This window comes from Nordella sp. HKS 07 (genome assembly GCF_011046735.1).
Lineage (GTDB): Bacteria > Pseudomonadota > Alphaproteobacteria > Rhizobiales > Aestuariivirgaceae > Taklimakanibacter.
This window is the reverse complement of the sequence record NZ_CP049258.1, coordinates 4,277,809-4,292,105: the sequence shown is the minus strand read 5'-3', so window position 1 is coordinate 4,292,105 and position 14,297 is coordinate 4,277,809. Positions and strand designations below refer to the sequence as shown.

The window sequence follows — 14,297 nt, the reverse complement described above, 5'->3', positions numbered from 1 at the left end:
CTGGCGAGGTCTGCCTGGAACCCATGAGCTTGGGGCGCGTGCTGCATGACTAGAACGCGTACCTCCCGCCGTTTTGAATGGTCAGTTCGAGGTAATATTGGCCATTGAATGCGTTGGTATAGGGAAACTTCCCGCCCACATTGCCGTAGAAATAGACGAGCTCATGGGTCACTTCGGAAAGCAGCCGCTGGTTCGAATTGAAAGCGGCCTCCTCGATCTGGAGTATCCGCTGCCCCGGCACGGCGCGCACACTTGCGAAGTTCTTCGGATCCTTGGTCGCCCGCCGCACGACCTCATCGGCGACGACCTCATAAGCGAGCCTGTCCTCCTCGAAGGCGCGGTTCAGGACTTTCAGCAATTCGGCGCGCTGCGCCTCGCCCGTCAATCTCTGTGCATTGGCGAGCTGACCGAGTATGGGTTTCTCGCGCATGACAGCCTCGACAAAGGTCCGCATCTCGGCCGGCGAGATCTCACCACGCGCCACGAGTTGACGAATGAGCTGACGGTCGGGAGTACCCGTCGCCGCCATCATGGTGAGCTTATCGCCGTATTTGGCCTTGGCGGCTTCGGTGCGCTTGCGTGCTTCAGGGAGATAATCCGTCCAGTCCGCCTTCGGCGGCTCGAGATTTGCCGCCGGGACCTTCGGCTCTGTACGCGGCTGGAACACCGGAAGCTGGACCTTCTTGCCCTCATGCGGCGGAATCACGTCGGGCTTAATGGGAAAACCCGCCTGCTCGGCGAACTTGCCTCCGGCGGGCCGGTAGGTTCCGGATTCCGGGCTCCACCGCTTGAGCACGCCGTCTTCGACTTTCATCTGGCCGGCATAGCCTACCTTCTGGCCCATCGACGCCTCGGCATGACCGTAGCGCGATCCCCATAGGGAACCATCGGGCATGCGCGCGAAAGCGTAGTCGCCGGAAGCCGGCGTCAGCGCACCGGTTTCGAAATCGAGCTCGAAATACTTGCCATCCTGCTCGATGATCCGGACACGCTCTCCACCCCTCGGGACGCGGCCCGGCAGATTGCTATAGGTCGGCACACCGAGATCGGGTTTCGCCGTCGGTGCGTGTGTTCCAGAGCCCGTCGGCGGATCCGGCACCTTCGCTCCGCCGGCCACATCGCCGGCGAGCCCTTGCGGCGCGCCATGCTCGGCCGTCGATGCCGTGCGCGAGGCGACACCGGCGACGTCATCGGCGCTGCGCGCGGCACCACGTTCGAGATTGAGCGTGAGGCGTTCGGTCTTTGCGACCGCCGGAACATCGGGAATGACCTGGATGGCGGCCTCGAACAACGCATCGGCGACCTCGCCCGACCCGACGGATTTGGCGCTGAGATTGCCGCCATAGAGATCCCGGCGCATCCCGATATCGGTAAACCGCTTGTCGATGTTGATCGCCGCCACACCGATCCGCAGGCCCCAGCCGATCGGCCCCGGCACGAACATCGAGACGAACTCCACCACTTTCAGGATATCGTCCCAGATGGATGTCTGCGACTTGCGATATTTGGCCAGATCGTCGATCACCCGGCTGATCTCCGACGACTTCGCCCCCAAAGCCGCCTTGAGACGATCTTTCTCCATGTCGATGATCTTGTCGGCGGCATAGATGACTTTACGCTTGTTGATGTGGCTGCGCGCCCGGGTAATCTGCTTGCGGCCTTCGAAGAGGAAATTGGAGAGCCTGCTCCGGGCGTCGCGGGCATTCTCGGCCGACAGGATGTCCTGAGCGCTGAAGCCTTGGGTGACCTTGAGATTGGACTGCTCGGCGACGGTCTGGTTGAACGCCTGCTCCTGCTGCTCCATCTGTTTCTCGCGCTGCTCGGTCCGCTGCGAATAGCTGGGCTCACCCGACAGGACGTCGCCGATGACCCCAAAGGGATTGATCGCCCGCTGAATGTTGTCCGCCTGCTGCTCGGTGTCCAATACCCGCTTGACCTTGGCGCGCTCGTGGGCGGCAGTTGCCACTTTCTCATTGCGGTTGATCCGCTGGACCTCGTTCCAGAAGTAGTCCGGCGACCATTTCTTGTCCTGCCACATGCCGACATATTGCTGGTCCATTCTAAGGATGCTCGCTTCGGCATTATCGAGGGCGGCTACCGCTAGGTTGGTGAGATCGGCCACGAGTGCCGTCTCGAAATGGCCGATCAGCGCCCGGAACTCGTCCAGGAGACGCGCTCCCGTGCTGAAGAATTCCTGTCTGCTCGTGGGCACGATCTTGTTGAACTTTACGAGATTCCAATAATTGACCCGGGCCAGTTCGTCGCTCCCCTCTTCGAGGATGCTGCTGACGCCGCCGTGATGGAGGAGATGAACAGGCGCATCGGACATGATCTTGGCGAGTTCGACCAGCGCGTCCCAGTTGCTCCCCTCATCCAGCTTCTTCTTCTGCCGTTTCTGAATGTAGTCGAACGCCCAATCCGTTTGCGTGCCGAATTCGCCGGATGCGATGCCCATCTCCCGCTCGTGACGCCGGCTCTCCTGGACCAGGATCAGCTCGTCCGCCGTGACGCCGGCTTCTTTGAGGATCTGGCCGGCATAGGCGGCGTCGCGATATTCGTCGGCCGTGCCGGGACGCGCCCGGTCCGAGGTCACGAAATCACGGATCTCGGTCGGCAACTGCCTGACCTCCGCTGTCGGCGCGGGGCGAATGTGAATCTCGGTCCTAGAGGAGAGGCCGTTGATCGGCTCTTCCGTATAGGGGTCGACCGGATAGCGATAAATGAACTTGCCCGGAATGCCTTCGGCGGTCGGGTTGCGGACGCGGCCGACGGGTGATGTCACGTAGTCGCCGGGCGGCAGCCTGTTGATGAGGAGCTCCACGCCGGCCGAACTGCCGTCCGACAGGACGACATCGGCTGTCCGGGCGCCCTGCTCAGCTGTCACCGAAACCACACCTGGCTTGCCTCTGTCTTCCTCGTCAGCCCCCCGTCGCGGCTTGCGCTGGACGGACGCCACGCCATTGCGCTGCTGCAGCGTATGGCTGATCTCATGCGCCAAGAGCCGCCGGCCGGCCATTTCACCCAGTCTCACGGTGTCGCCGCCCAGGACGACATGGTTCTTGTAGGCGTAGGCTTGCGCATCGAGTGCGGCGGCGGAGTTTGTCGCCGCCCTATCGCAATGAAGGCGAATGCCGCTCAGGTCGCGGCCGAATCTCGGCTCGAAATAGGCGAGCTCGGCTCTCCCGAGCGGCTGGCCGGCTTGCGTCAGAACATGACCAACCGACAGCGGATGCCGCGCGGCGCCTTCGCCATGGCCGGAAGACGGGCTGATATGCGGGATCTTGTCCGGGAAGCGGCCTCTGACGACCGTATCGGCGGCCTTGTCTGCTTCGCGCTCGAGGGCGTCGTCCCTGCGCTTGCCGCGCGCGGCGGGCGCCTGCTCAACGGCCCTCACGGATTGCGGAGCGGCCCTCATCTGCGACGCTCCTTGTCCAGCGCGGCACGGATGGCCTGTTCGAGCGCCGCCGGTGCCGAATTCGCCGGAAGCCGGATGCGCAAAGTGTCGATGTGCAATTGCTCGGGCCTTGCCGCAACCGCGCTCGCGACGCCCTTGCTCACGGCCAGGCCAATCGCCGCGGCCTCGCGCCGCGAGCCCGCGCCCGAAACCTTGATGGTCGGATTGTCCGTCATGGCGACGCCGCTCCGAACAGATTGGACCTGAATTCGCGGTCGAGCTTGTGATATTCGGCGCGCGCCGCGCGCGCGATATGCTGCATGCCGAGCGGCGTACCATCGGCCGCCGCCAGGAAGGCCGCGTTGATGGCAATGACCGAAATATTACCGCCGGCGATGTCGAGTCTCGCCAGCATGTCGAAATCGAGCGCGGCGCAAGGAAGTTCGGGCGGGAAGGCCTTCCGCCATATTTTTCGCCGCGCCTCGGCATCCGGGAACGGAATGTCGATCACATAGCGGATCCGGCGCATAAAGGACGGATCGAAATAGTTCTTCATATTGGTGGCGAGGATTGCCAGGCCGCTGTAGCTCTCCATGCGCTGCAGCAGATAACTCACTTCTATGTTGGCGTAGCGGTCATGGCTGTCCTTGACCTCGCTGCGCTTGCCGAACAGCGCGTCGGCCTCGTCGAAAAAGAGCACCGCTCCGCTCGTCTCCGCCGCGTCAAAGACGGCGCGCAGGTTCTTCTCCGTCTCGCCGATATATTTCGACACGATGCGCGACAGGTCGACCCGGAAAAGGTCGAGATCGAGATCACGGGCGACGACTTCGGCGGCCATGGTCTTGCCGGTGCCGCTGGGCCCCGAAAGAAGCACCGAGACGCCGCGGCCGCGCGGATATTTGCGCGCCATGCCATGGTCGCCATAGACCCTGGCAGAGTGACGGATCTGGGCGACGGCGGCTTTCAGGTCGTGAATGACTTCCGGCGGCAGGACGATGTCGTCCCAGCCGAAATTCGGAATGATGCGATCGGCCAGTTCATCGAGCTCGCGGCTCGCTTTCTCGCGGCAGGCCCGCCAGAGATCGCCGCCTTCCCTGGCAACCGTTCCGATAAGCCGCGGGCCAAACCTGAAATGCTGGGCGATGAGCTCCATGGTCGCACGGGCCTCCGGCGAATGTGGGCCAGAGGCTTCGTGCCAGAGCTCGAGACGGTCCTGATCCGACAACGGATCGAGCCGCAGCATCGGCACGGCGAATGAAAACTCCCGTCGCCCATCAGCGATGGCGATGGTCAAGGCGGTGAAGCCGTCGAAGCGCTCCTCGATGAGCCGCTGTCCATCCGGCTGGGCGATGTCGATGAGAAGCGCCAGCCGGCCGAGGATGGCTTCGCGCGCCAGGATCGGCATGAGCTCGGGCGCCGCATCGAGCAGTCTCGGTTTCACTTCGACCAAAGTGAGGCCGAAGCCACGCGCCAGCGCCATTGCCGCGGCGCGGCGCCCGCTCTCCTTAGGTCCCGTGATCATCGCCAGGGGGCGCGACGCCTGGTGCAGCCTTTCGGCAAGAGCGCCGATCAAGGGCCGATGCCTCTTGAGCAGCGGCCCGCCCTCGACGGGGATGAGCAGCGGGGATATGCGCCGGTCGAGCGTATCGTCGCCCATAAGATAGCGTCCGACGCGTTCATCGATCAGCAAGGGCGTCGCCGCGGTGATGGTGTGATCCGGGCCATCGATGAGCCGGAAGCGCCGCAAGGGGGCGGAAGGCGCGAGACGATCCCACGCTCTGGTGGCCAGTTCGAAGCCGCCGATGCCAAGCAGAGCCTGTGCTGCCTGAACCGTCATCGGGCGGGGCTCGCCCTCAAGTTGGGCATGATGGCAAAGCAGCAGGAGGTCCTCATCGAAAGGAGTAAGGTCGAAGAGCGCCGACAGACGGTCGATACTGGGTGGGTTCTCCTCCTCGCGCAGGCGATGGCGGGCGTCCTGATAGGCGGCGGCCATGCGCGCCGTTTCCTCACCGCCTGTTCCGGAAAGTCTGGCGCTTATCCAGGCAAGGCCAAGATGCATGATCTCATCATTGCGCTCCCGCCATGACCGCGTATCCGCCGTCTTGGCCTGTTGCCGGGACATGGTCTTGCCGCGCGCCATGCTAGGGCCCCAAGGTGAAGGTTACGCCGACATCGCGGCTGCGGGCGCCGTCGACCTGGGCGGCGACCGGATAGGGTGTCGCCGAGACATCGAGAATATCGGTCGCCACAACGATCGGCACTTCTACCGCCGTCGGCGTCGGCGCGGCCCAGGGATCGCCCGGCTCAGGCATCCTCACCGGGATCGCCGCGTCGCCCACGATTACCTCCGCCCCGCGCGCAGCGGGATGCCACAGGCGTTCGCCCGTGACGCGCAGCAGCGAGGCGGCGTTGCCCACCGGCGGTATGGCGTCGACGACGGTCGGGACCAGTTGCATGAGCCGGATATCGGAGGCGTAGCGGCGTGACGTGGCTATGGCGCTTCCCGGACCAAGCCCGCCTTCCACGCCTTCGCCTGGATGAAAGGCGATGAGCTGCACCTCGAGCGGACCCGGCTGCAGTTGCTGGATCGGCGGAATCGGCCGTGTCGTCGGATTGTCGCCATCGATCGGATATGACGCGTCGGGCAGCGTGATACGGATGCGACCGTCGCCCGGCAGTGCAACGCGGATCGGATCGAGGGAGCCCAGGCGGACATAGAGACGATCGGCGGCCACGCGCTCCGCGACGATGGTGATCTCCTCTCCGATGCGCGCCCGCATTTCACCGAGAGGATCACCGGGATTGACGGGAGAGACGTAGAGGTCGGTGATGACCGGACGCCGTCGCAAAGACATATGCACGCGGCGGATCTCGACCGGCTTCGGACTGACCCGCGGCAAGGGCGTCTCGATCTGGACGACCTTGATCTCATAGACGACCGAGCGGCGGAAGTTGGTGCCCGAAACGGCGGACCAGACTTTGGTTATGTCATCGAGGGTCGCCGGGTGCAGCACGAAGCGCAGACGCTCGAACTCGTTTGTGAGATCGGGATCGAGAATGGGATCGCCCGGGGTACCCGCCACCGGATTGACGATCAACAGGCGGTCTATGCCATTGGCGAAGTCGTTCATGACGCGCATCGCGTCGCCCAGGAGAGTCTGCGCATTGAGATCGGCGTCGCGCTGGTTCTCGACGGCGCTGTGGGTCGTCATCAGATAACGCAGGTCGAGCGACAAAGGTGGATGACCATAGGCAGCGGGATGCCCGGCTCCGGGGATCTCCTGGTTCTTGAGCGCCGCATTCTCGATGACCTGCATCAGATAGAGATTGACGCGCGCGCCCGAGACACCCGCCAGCTCGACATCCGGCGGCGCCAGCGTGATCTCGGCGCCGGTGACCATGCGGTCGCGCAGCAGGGTGCGGAGCGTACGGCTGACGGCAGCGATGGCGGCGTGCGATGCCATGCGCCCCCCTAACGTGGCATGCCGCGCCTGGCGCGCGCATAGGCCTCGAAGCCGCGTGTCCGCTGCGCTTCAGACCGCGCCGGTGCCACTGGACGCTCCTGCGGCAGGAACTGGACGTCGATCCGGCCAATCGAGATCGTGGGGGGCGGCGGCGCCCGCTCGATCTGCGGGATGGCCCCCATAATCGCGGCGCGCGGCTCTTCGAAGAACAAGGGCGGCAGCTCGACTGCTTCGTCGTCCATCGGCTTCTGTCGAACCGAGTCGGGCTCGGATTTTTTAGCTGATCCCTGGTCGGGGCTCTCGGTTGCGGGTGGTGGGGGCGGTTGAACACGAGAGACCGCCATGGCCGTGTGGGGCAGCTGCGGCGCAGAGGAGACTGGCCGAGCCTTGCTTGTCTCCAATTCGGCTTCGCGCTCGATTGACTTGCCAGGTCCCTCCTGAGCCTCCCTTGTGGGAGGCGCGGCAGCGAGAGCGCGATCTGCCGTCGCAGCCGGATGCGGCTCTTCGCTCGGCCGTTCGGCAGGGACCTCCGTATCGACCGGTGTGGTCATCTCGCGTTCGAAGCGCGCCGCGGGCCTCGGTGTGAGCAGCGGCAGTCCGGTCGGCCGGCCGGCAGCGCGCGCCACCCATCGCTCGGCGAATCCGCTCATGTGTCCGCCTCCGCCGCCATGGCAATGGCGAGATAGCGCGCGCGTTTCGCCAGCGGCAGCGCCAGAATATCCGCCTCGCTCCAGTGATAGGCACGCGCCATGCGATAGACATCGCCATAGAGCGCCTCGGCGCCGCCGAAGGCCGTCCTCAGAAGCGCGAAGCCATCGAGCAGCGTGTCGAAGTGCTGCGTGCAATGCGGGCATTCGACGCCGATACGGCATTCAGCCAGGGGATCGAGCGCCAGAAGTTTCTCGGCGAGTTCAGCCTCGCATTCCTGTGGCAGGGCATCGCGCGAAACAGCTTGTCCCCGCGCGTCAAAGAGCGCCATGAGGCCGCTTTCGAGCAGCCGGCGCGCCGCTTCCGACCCCGCCTTCATGGCCCGGTCGAGATCCATGCCGGTCGGCGGTGTCAGCTCGGCGCTCCACTCTCCGTCACCGGCCACAAGCGAGCAGCGGATTGCCGCGCGGGCCGGCCGCGCCGAAATGAGATCACTGAAACGAATAGGCACCTCGACCAGCGCGCGGCAAGCCGGACATGTGACGGCAAGATCGGCTTGGGCGCCCAGGAGATGCGAGCAGACCGCGAGAAGGAGCCGCTCGCGATCGCCCAAAGTGAGCTTCGCAAGCTGGTCAGGCGTCGGTCTGGCGTTGCCGAGCCGGAGCAGGAGATTGGCGATGAGCGCGCTTGTCGAGCGCGCCGGGAGTGCCCTGTCCATCTCCGCGAGCAACGCCTGATCTTCTCCCGTGGGTTCGCGCAATTCGGCAAGGCGGTCCATCCTGTCCGCCCCGCCCAGGCCATGCAGCAACTCCACTTGAAATGAATGCATCGAAGATCGAGCTCCCACACGCCGCGATTGTCGCCTTCAGACTCAAGCCGGGACCGTGAAACTCGGCTCGACCGGCTCGGTCACCGCGACATCGCGCAGCCAGCCTTCGTTCTCGAGCTTCAGGGTCTGGATCGCGATCGCGTTGGCATTGGCGTCGAGATCAGGCAGCGCCTGGAAGTCCGACACCCAGCAGCGGAACAGCTGATAGGAGAGCACCTTCTGGCCGGCCTCGTTGAAGACATCGAGGATCACATCCTTGCGAAAATCGGCGAGCGAGACCTCAGAGCCGGGGCCGGCGCCGAAATTCCAGACCTTGTTGGCCCAGCGCTCGAATTCAAGATCATGGGTGACGCCGCGCTCCAATGTGACCGCCTCGAATTTGGTGCGGCCGGGCGATTTGCGCGAGGTCGACGGGTCGCCGCCCTCGCGGTGCTCGATCACCTCGGTGCTGTGCTTGAGCGCGCCGACCTTGCTGATGCCGGCGACATAACGGCCATCCCATTTCACCCGGAACTTGAAGTTCTTGTAGGGATCGAAGCGGCGGGCATTGACGGTAAAGGGCGCCATGGTTCTCTCCCTACTCGGCCGTCGCGCGGGCGATCTGCTGGATCTTGATGATGACGAACTCGGCCGGCTTCAGCGGCGCGAAACCCACCTCGATATTGACGATGCCCTTATCGATATCGCTCTGGATGGTCGTCTCGCCGTCACATTTGACAAAATAGGCTTCGCTCGGGGTCGAGCCCTGGAAGGCACCCTGCCGGAACAGATCCTGCATGAAGGCCCCGAGATTGAGCCGGATCTGAGACCAGAGCGGCTCGTCATTGGGCTCGAACACGACCCATTTGGTGCCGCGATAGAGGCTCTCTTCGAGGAACAGCGTCGTGCGGCGCACGGGGATATATTTCCAGTCAGAGGCGAGCACGTCGGCGCCATCGAGAGTACGGGCCCCCCAGCAGATATTGCTGTAGATCGGGAAGTTGCGCAGGCAATTGACGCCCAGCGGGTTGAGCGTGCCATTCTCGAGGTCGGTCATCACGTAGGTGAGGCTCTCGACATTGCGCAGTCTGGCGTCGGTGCCGGCGGGCGCCTTCCATACGCCACGCGCCGTGTCCGTCCTGGCCCACAGGCCGGCGATCGTGCCGCTCGCCGCCAGTGATCGCTGGCGGTTCTGGTTAAGCGGATCGGGCACGAAGGTACGCGGATAATATACGGCGGAATTCGGATGCCGGAGCGATTCATTAACGCCAAGCCAGGTCTGCATCTGGTCGATCGAAACAACCGCCTCGGGAATGTCGATGATGATCATCGAGCGCCGGCTTTCGGCATAGGTGATCGCCTCGGCATAGACCGATAACGCACTCGCTTGACCGAGACGCGGCACATCCGGCATCGCGATGATGTTCACGAGATCCATGTCGTCGATGGCGTAGAGCCCGGTCTTGAGGCCGGCATTGCCGCGGAAGGAGGCGGCAGGCACCAGGTACGTGCCACTCGCCGGATCGATGATCGTGCCGTCGGCGCCGCTGCCGGCGGTCGGGAGAAATTGCTGGGCGCGCGCCGACAGAGGCGCCGAGAGACCGTAACTGGCCGCGTCGGGTCCGGTAAAGGTGAAGATGGCGCCCGGGTCGAAAGGCTGCGAGCCCTTGCCGGCCCGAATGACGAAGCGGCGCGGATTGGTCGCCGACCCATTGCCGATGATATCGACCGTGGCGCCGGTGAAATAGGCGCGCAGCTCCGCCGGGATCGAGGCGGCCGCACCGGCATCGCGCAAGGCGGCCTGGAAGCCCGCGGCCCATTCGACAAAGCCGCTTGCCGCCGAGGCGGGAATGCTAAGCGGCACAGAGCCCGCCGCCACGCTGAGGATCGCGGAAATGTCCTTGATGTCGCCAATGGGCGGCACCGCCGCCGCCAGGTCCTTGCCTACCGTGCCGTTGGCGGCGGGCGGTGTTGCGTTGTTCAAGGCCGACGCGCGCGTAAGCTGAATGAGGCGCGATCCCTGATTGACCACATCGACCGCATAGTTCGGCGTGTCGGGCTTCATCGTAAGATTGAGGAAGCTTTCGGTCTGCAGCACCGTGGTACGGTTGCCTGAAATCGCCACTTCGCTGACGAAAAGATTGAACAGCGTGTCGGCGGCTGAACTCGCATGCTCGACCTCGAGCCTGAGAAAATTACCCCAGTCGCCCGGATTCTCGGCCGACTCGCCGCGGATGCGGCGGCCGGCCGTAAATTTCACGATCGCCGCCCCGCCGAAACTGTTGAGCGTGCCATTCGCCGCAGACGTGACGGCGGTAATCGGTCCGGCCACCGGTCCCGGCTGGCCGATGCGGATCACCCAAGCCTCGGTGCCGCCATTGAGGAAAAACTGCTGCACCGCATAGGATGCCTCGCTCGACCGCTCCAATCCGCCATATTCGCGCTCGAAATCGGCGACGCTCAGCAGCCGTACCGCCTCGTCGACGAGGCCCTTTCGAAAGGTTCCGATGAACGCGCCTGTCGACGTCGCGACCCCGGCTACGGAGCGCACTCCACTTGATATTTCTTCGACATAGACACCGGGATATGTAGGGCGAACGGGCACGAGCGCACCTCCCTCTGGCCAGCACATGTCTGTGCTCGCACAGCTAAAACCTAACCACGCCTTCTCTCAATGCGTAGGCTCAGTTCCGCCCTCATGTGGAGTATACAAGAGCAAAGGTCGGAGTCGAGTCATGATTGCACACCTGCGGCGTCTCGTTGTGTGAGAAACACCACAAGAGTGCAATAAAACTCGCGACGGCCGCTTCCAACGTGCTTACTGTATTGAAATGAGACGAGCAGGGAACCAGTCGAGCGTTCCGACATTATATAATGCGATGCAGCGTTCTCAGCGCCGCATTTTGTGAATTTGCCGTAACCTTTCCGCCGATCAATTGTTCGCTCCAGGACAAGATGTTATTCAGCATGCGACGCAGTGATCGGCCCAATCTCACGCAGAAAGAGGACCGAAGATGAACCCTCGCGATTCCAAGGCTTTGCGTACCGCCAAGCTTGCCACACCGAGCGATCTCAAATCCAATGCGGTGCGTGACATCGCCGGCGCGCTCACGATGCTGCTGGCGGATGCCTTCGCCCTCTATCTAAAGACCAAGAATTTCCATTGGCATGTCTCGGGGCCGCATTTCCGCGATTACCATCTGCTTCTCGACGAACAGGCGGCGCAGATCTACGCCGCCACCGACGACATGGCGGAGCGCGCCCGCAAGATCGGCGGCACGACCTTGCGCTCGGTCGGCCATATCGCCCGGCTGCAGCGCATCAAGGACAATGACGCGGATTATGTGACGCCACTCGACATGCTGGCGGAACTGCGCGAGGACAATCAGCAGATGCTGACCAGCCTGCGCGAGGTCCACGATCTGTGCGACGAACATAACGATGTCGCCACCGCCAGCCTGATCGAGAACTGGATCGACGAAACGGAACGGCGCATCTGGTTCCTGTTCGAGACGACACGAGCGGGCGAAAGCGCGTGAGGTTCATGGCGATGCCGTGAATGACCTTTCTTCCCTGCGCCTGTTCACCTCCCTCCGGGGTTCGAGCCTCGCGCGAGCGGGCCACGACCTCCAGGTCGGGCTGACGCTCGCCGCCATCACCATCCCCGAGCAGATGGCGACCGCCCGGCTCGGCGGCTTCGAGCCCCAGATCGGCTTCTACGCCTTCATCGGCGCCACGCTTGGTTTCGCGGCCCTGGGCGCGAGCCGGGTGCTGACGGCGGGTGCGGATTCAACAATAACGCCGATCTTCGCGGGAGCCCTCGCGGCGCTCGCAGCCACCGGCACGACATCGCTTGCGGCATCGGCGATGGCCCTCGCTCTCCTGGTGGGTTTGATGCTCATCCTCGCCGGCAGCCTCAAGCTCGGCTGGGTGGCACATCTCCTGTCGACACCGATCATCACCGGATTCCTCGCCGGCATCGCTGTCCATATTGTCGTCTCGCAGCTGCCAGCGCTCTTTGGCGTCACAACGGCAGGCGACAATTTGCCGGCGCGCGCGCTGGCGATCATTCAACAATTTGGTACGATCAATCCCTACACCGCGACGATCGGGCTCGGCGTGTGCCTGATCATCCTCGCCGCCGAACGCATCGATATGCGCATTCCCGGCGCCCTGCTCGCCCTGATCCTGGCCACTCTGGCGGTTATCACATTCGATCTCGAGACCAAGGGCGTCGCCGTGCTCGGCGTTCTGCCGGGTGGCCTGCCGCAGCCGATCCTGCCTGATCTCGACGACTTGCGCCAATTGCTGCCTCTGGCCTTGATTCTGACGCTCATCATCATGATGCAGACCGCCGCGGTCATCCATTCTTTCCCGGGGCCAGAGCGGCATGCACTGGGCACCAATCGCGACTTCATCGGGATCGGAGCCGGCAATCTCCTCTCCGCGCTCGGCGGCGCATTCCCCCATCAATGCCAGCCCGCCACGCACCGCGGTTGTGGCGGAAGCCGGCGGCGCCTCGCAGCTCGCCGCGCTGGCCGCCGCCTTCATCGTGCTCGCTCTGGCCCTGTGGGGCGGCGCTCTCCTTGCCCACGTGCCGCAGGCCGCCCTCGCCGGTGTTCTCCTCTTTGTCGCTCAGCGCATATTCCGCCTTGGCGACATGGCCCGGATCGCCCGCGAGGCGCCGCTCGAATTCGTGCTGGTGGCGCTCACCGCCATCGCCATCGTCCTGCTGCCGATCCAGGCGGGTGTGGCGATCGGCATCGGCCTATCGCTGCTCCATGGCGTGTGGATGACGACCCATACGCATCCGCTCGAGCTCCATCGGATCCCGGGCACGACCGTGTGGTGGCCGGCGGGAGCATCGCCGCATGAGGAAACACAGGAAGATGTAGCGGTCATCGGCTTCCAGGCGCCGCTGCTCTTCGCCAATGCCGAGACATTCAAGACCGGCATGATCGCAGCCATCGACGCCCGAAGGCCGCAGCCGCAGCTGGTCGTGCTCGAAGCGAGCGGCATCGCCGATATCGACTTCACGGCCGCGCAGGCGCTGATCGATGTCATCAACCATTGCAAGGCGGCAAAGATCCGCTTCGCCATCGCCCGGCTCGAATCGGTCCGCGCGCAATCGGCGCTCGAGCGCTTCGGCATTCTCGCCGAGCTCGGATCCGGCCATCTCCTGCATAGTGTCGATGAGGCCGTGAGGGCGCTCTCGTCCAAAGGATGACAGCCATGCAAAGCCATAGCCGCGATCCCTTTGTCAAACCGACCCGGATCCTCGATCTGCGCCCGACACAGATCACCGTCGGCATGCGCGAGGTCGCCGACAAGCGCCGGCGCTGGCGCCGCGAGCATGGCAAGCACGCAGCGACGTTCCTCGGCCGCCATATGATCCCGATCGTCATGGGGCCGAAACAGCGGCCCTATGTGATCGATCACCATCACCTGGCGCTGGCGCTCCACCAGGAAGGTGTCGAGCATGTGCTGACCACCGTGTTTGCCGATTTCGGCCATTTGCAGAAGGATGCATTCTGGACGGTGCTGGGCCAGCGCGGCCTGGCGCACCCCTTCGACGCAACCGGAAAACTCCGCGCTTTTGCGGATATCCCCGTTTCCCTGGTCGACCTCGTCGATGATCCCTATCGCTCGCTTGCCGGGGCCCTGCGCCGCGCCGGCGGCTATGCCAAGGACGCCCTGCCCTTCAGCGAGTTCATGTGGGCGGATTTCCTGCGCCGACGCATCAAGCTGGCGGTGGTGGACGAGAATTTCGAACGCGCTCTCAAGCAGGCCCTCACCCTCGCCCGCAAGCCGGAGGCGAATTACCTGCCCGGCTGGTGCGGCCCGATCAACGAGGATTGAACTAAATTTTTCATTGAAGAACGGATCGCGCAGCAATCTTCGCGATTTCGCTGGGTATCCGAACGATACAATTGACTATAGTATACCGTATGCTAGAGGGTAACTTTGACGAGTGGTGACATGT

11 protein-coding genes and 1 pseudogene are annotated in these 14,297 nt (G+C 63.9%); 4 read left to right on the top strand and 8 right to left on the bottom strand.

The features are described from left to right. Positions 1-49 precede the first annotated feature (49 nt). The 8 genes from G5V57_RS20230 to G5V57_RS20195 are packed head-to-tail and all read right to left on the bottom strand — an operon-like array spanning position 50 to position 10,865. Complete coding sequence (locus G5V57_RS20230) at positions 50-3,415, bottom strand: DUF4157 domain-containing protein (protein ID WP_165169355.1); 3,366 nt, start codon at positions 3,413-3,415, stop codon at positions 50-52. Further along, positions 3,412-3,630 carry a hypothetical protein gene (locus G5V57_RS20225; RefSeq protein ID WP_165169354.1) on the bottom strand — a complete coding sequence of 73 codons (219 nt, stop codon included), beginning with the start codon at positions 3,628-3,630 and terminating at the stop codon, positions 3,412-3,414. Before G5V57_RS20225 ends, G5V57_RS20230 begins: the two co-directional genes overlap by 4 nt. Next, on the bottom strand, positions 3,627-5,534 hold the full coding sequence (locus tag G5V57_RS20220) for an ATP-binding protein (protein WP_165169353.1): 1,908 nt from the start codon (positions 5,532-5,534) through the stop codon (positions 3,627-3,629). Before G5V57_RS20220 ends, G5V57_RS20225 begins: the two co-directional genes overlap by 4 nt. A gap of 1 nt (position 5,535) precedes the next feature. Next, positions 5,536-6,858: a DUF4255 domain-containing protein gene (locus tag G5V57_RS20215; RefSeq protein ID WP_165169352.1), complete on the bottom strand. Its 1,323-nt coding sequence runs from the start codon at positions 6,856-6,858 to the stop codon at positions 5,536-5,538. An 8-nt stretch (positions 6,859-6,866) separates the two neighbouring features. Next, on the bottom strand, positions 6,867-7,508 hold the full coding sequence (locus tag G5V57_RS20210) for a hypothetical protein (RefSeq protein WP_165169351.1): 642 nt from the start codon (positions 7,506-7,508) through the stop codon (positions 6,867-6,869). Beyond that, complete coding sequence (locus tag G5V57_RS20205) at positions 7,505-8,335, bottom strand: hypothetical protein (RefSeq protein ID WP_165169350.1); 831 nt, start codon at positions 8,333-8,335, stop codon at positions 7,505-7,507. The genes G5V57_RS20210 and G5V57_RS20205 overlap by 4 nt, the downstream gene beginning before the upstream one ends. A gap of 42 nt (positions 8,336-8,377) precedes the next feature. Further along, on the bottom strand, positions 8,378-8,902 hold the full coding sequence (locus G5V57_RS20200) for a phage tail protein (RefSeq protein WP_165169349.1): 525 nt from the start codon (positions 8,900-8,902) through the stop codon (positions 8,378-8,380). A gap of 10 nt (positions 8,903-8,912) precedes the next feature. Beyond that, the gene (locus G5V57_RS20195) at positions 8,913-10,865 is read right to left on the bottom strand and encodes a phage tail sheath C-terminal domain-containing protein (protein ID WP_246737297.1); all 1,953 of its coding nucleotides are present in this window, start codon (positions 10,863-10,865) and stop codon (positions 8,913-8,915) included. A 463-nt stretch (positions 10,866-11,328) separates the two neighbouring features. On the opposite strand from G5V57_RS20195, the gene G5V57_RS20190 reads away from it, so the two are divergent. The 4 genes and pseudogenes from G5V57_RS20190 to G5V57_RS20180 all read left to right on the top strand — a co-directional run bounded on the left by G5V57_RS20190 (position 11,329) and on the right by G5V57_RS20180 (position 14,173). Next, positions 11,329-11,853 (top strand): Dps family protein, encoded by a 525-nt coding sequence (locus G5V57_RS20190; RefSeq protein WP_165169347.1) that lies wholly within the window; start codon positions 11,329-11,331, stop codon positions 11,851-11,853. Between the two features lie 133 nt (positions 11,854-11,986). Continuing rightward, positions 11,987-12,724 (top strand): annotated as a pseudogene (locus tag G5V57_RS34485) (SulP family inorganic anion transporter); the annotation flags it as partial. Beyond that, positions 12,705-13,541 (top strand): STAS domain-containing protein, encoded by an 837-nt coding sequence (locus G5V57_RS34900; protein WP_256378592.1) that lies wholly within the window; start codon positions 12,705-12,707, stop codon positions 13,539-13,541. The pseudogene G5V57_RS34485 and the gene G5V57_RS34900, both read left to right, overlap by 20 nt. A 5-nt stretch (positions 13,542-13,546) precedes the next feature. Then, entirely contained in the window at positions 13,547-14,173 is a 627-nt protein-coding gene (locus tag G5V57_RS20180; RefSeq protein ID WP_165169346.1) for a ParB-like protein, read from the top strand. Positions 14,174-14,297 lie beyond the last annotated feature (124 nt).

Bases quoted from the DNA above. Each gene is read 5' to 3' on its own strand.
- G5V57_RS20220 (WP_165169353.1), bottom strand. From the start codon at position 5,534: ATGGCGCGCGGCAAGACCATGTCCCGGCAACAGGCCAAGACGGCGGAT.
- G5V57_RS20215 (WP_165169352.1), bottom strand. From the start codon at position 6,858: ATGGCATCGCACGCCGCCATCGCTGCCGTCAGCCGTACGCTCCGCACC.
- G5V57_RS20205 (WP_165169350.1), bottom strand. From the start codon at position 8,335: ATGCATTCATTTCAAGTGGAGTTGCTGCATGGCCTGGGCGGGGCGGAC.
- G5V57_RS20180 (WP_165169346.1), top strand. From the start codon at position 13,547: ATGCAAAGCCATAGCCGCGATCCCTTTGTCAAACCGACCCGGATCCTC.
- G5V57_RS20210 (WP_165169351.1), bottom strand. From the start codon at position 7,508: ATGAGCGGATTCGCCGAGCGATGGGTGGCGCGCGCTGCCGGCCGGCCG.
- G5V57_RS20230 (WP_165169355.1), bottom strand. From the start codon at position 3,415: ATGAGGGCCGCTCCGCAATCCGTGAGGGCCGTTGAGCAGGCGCCCGCC.
- G5V57_RS20190 (WP_165169347.1), top strand. From the start codon at position 11,329: ATGAACCCTCGCGATTCCAAGGCTTTGCGTACCGCCAAGCTTGCCACA.
- G5V57_RS34900 (WP_256378592.1), top strand. From the start codon at position 12,705: ATGCACTGGGCACCAATCGCGACTTCATCGGGATCGGAGCCGGCAATC.
- G5V57_RS20200 (WP_165169349.1), bottom strand. From the start codon at position 8,902: ATGGCGCCCTTTACCGTCAATGCCCGCCGCTTCGATCCCTACAAGAAC.
- G5V57_RS20225 (WP_165169354.1), bottom strand. From the start codon at position 3,630: ATGACGGACAATCCGACCATCAAGGTTTCGGGCGCGGGCTCGCGGCGC.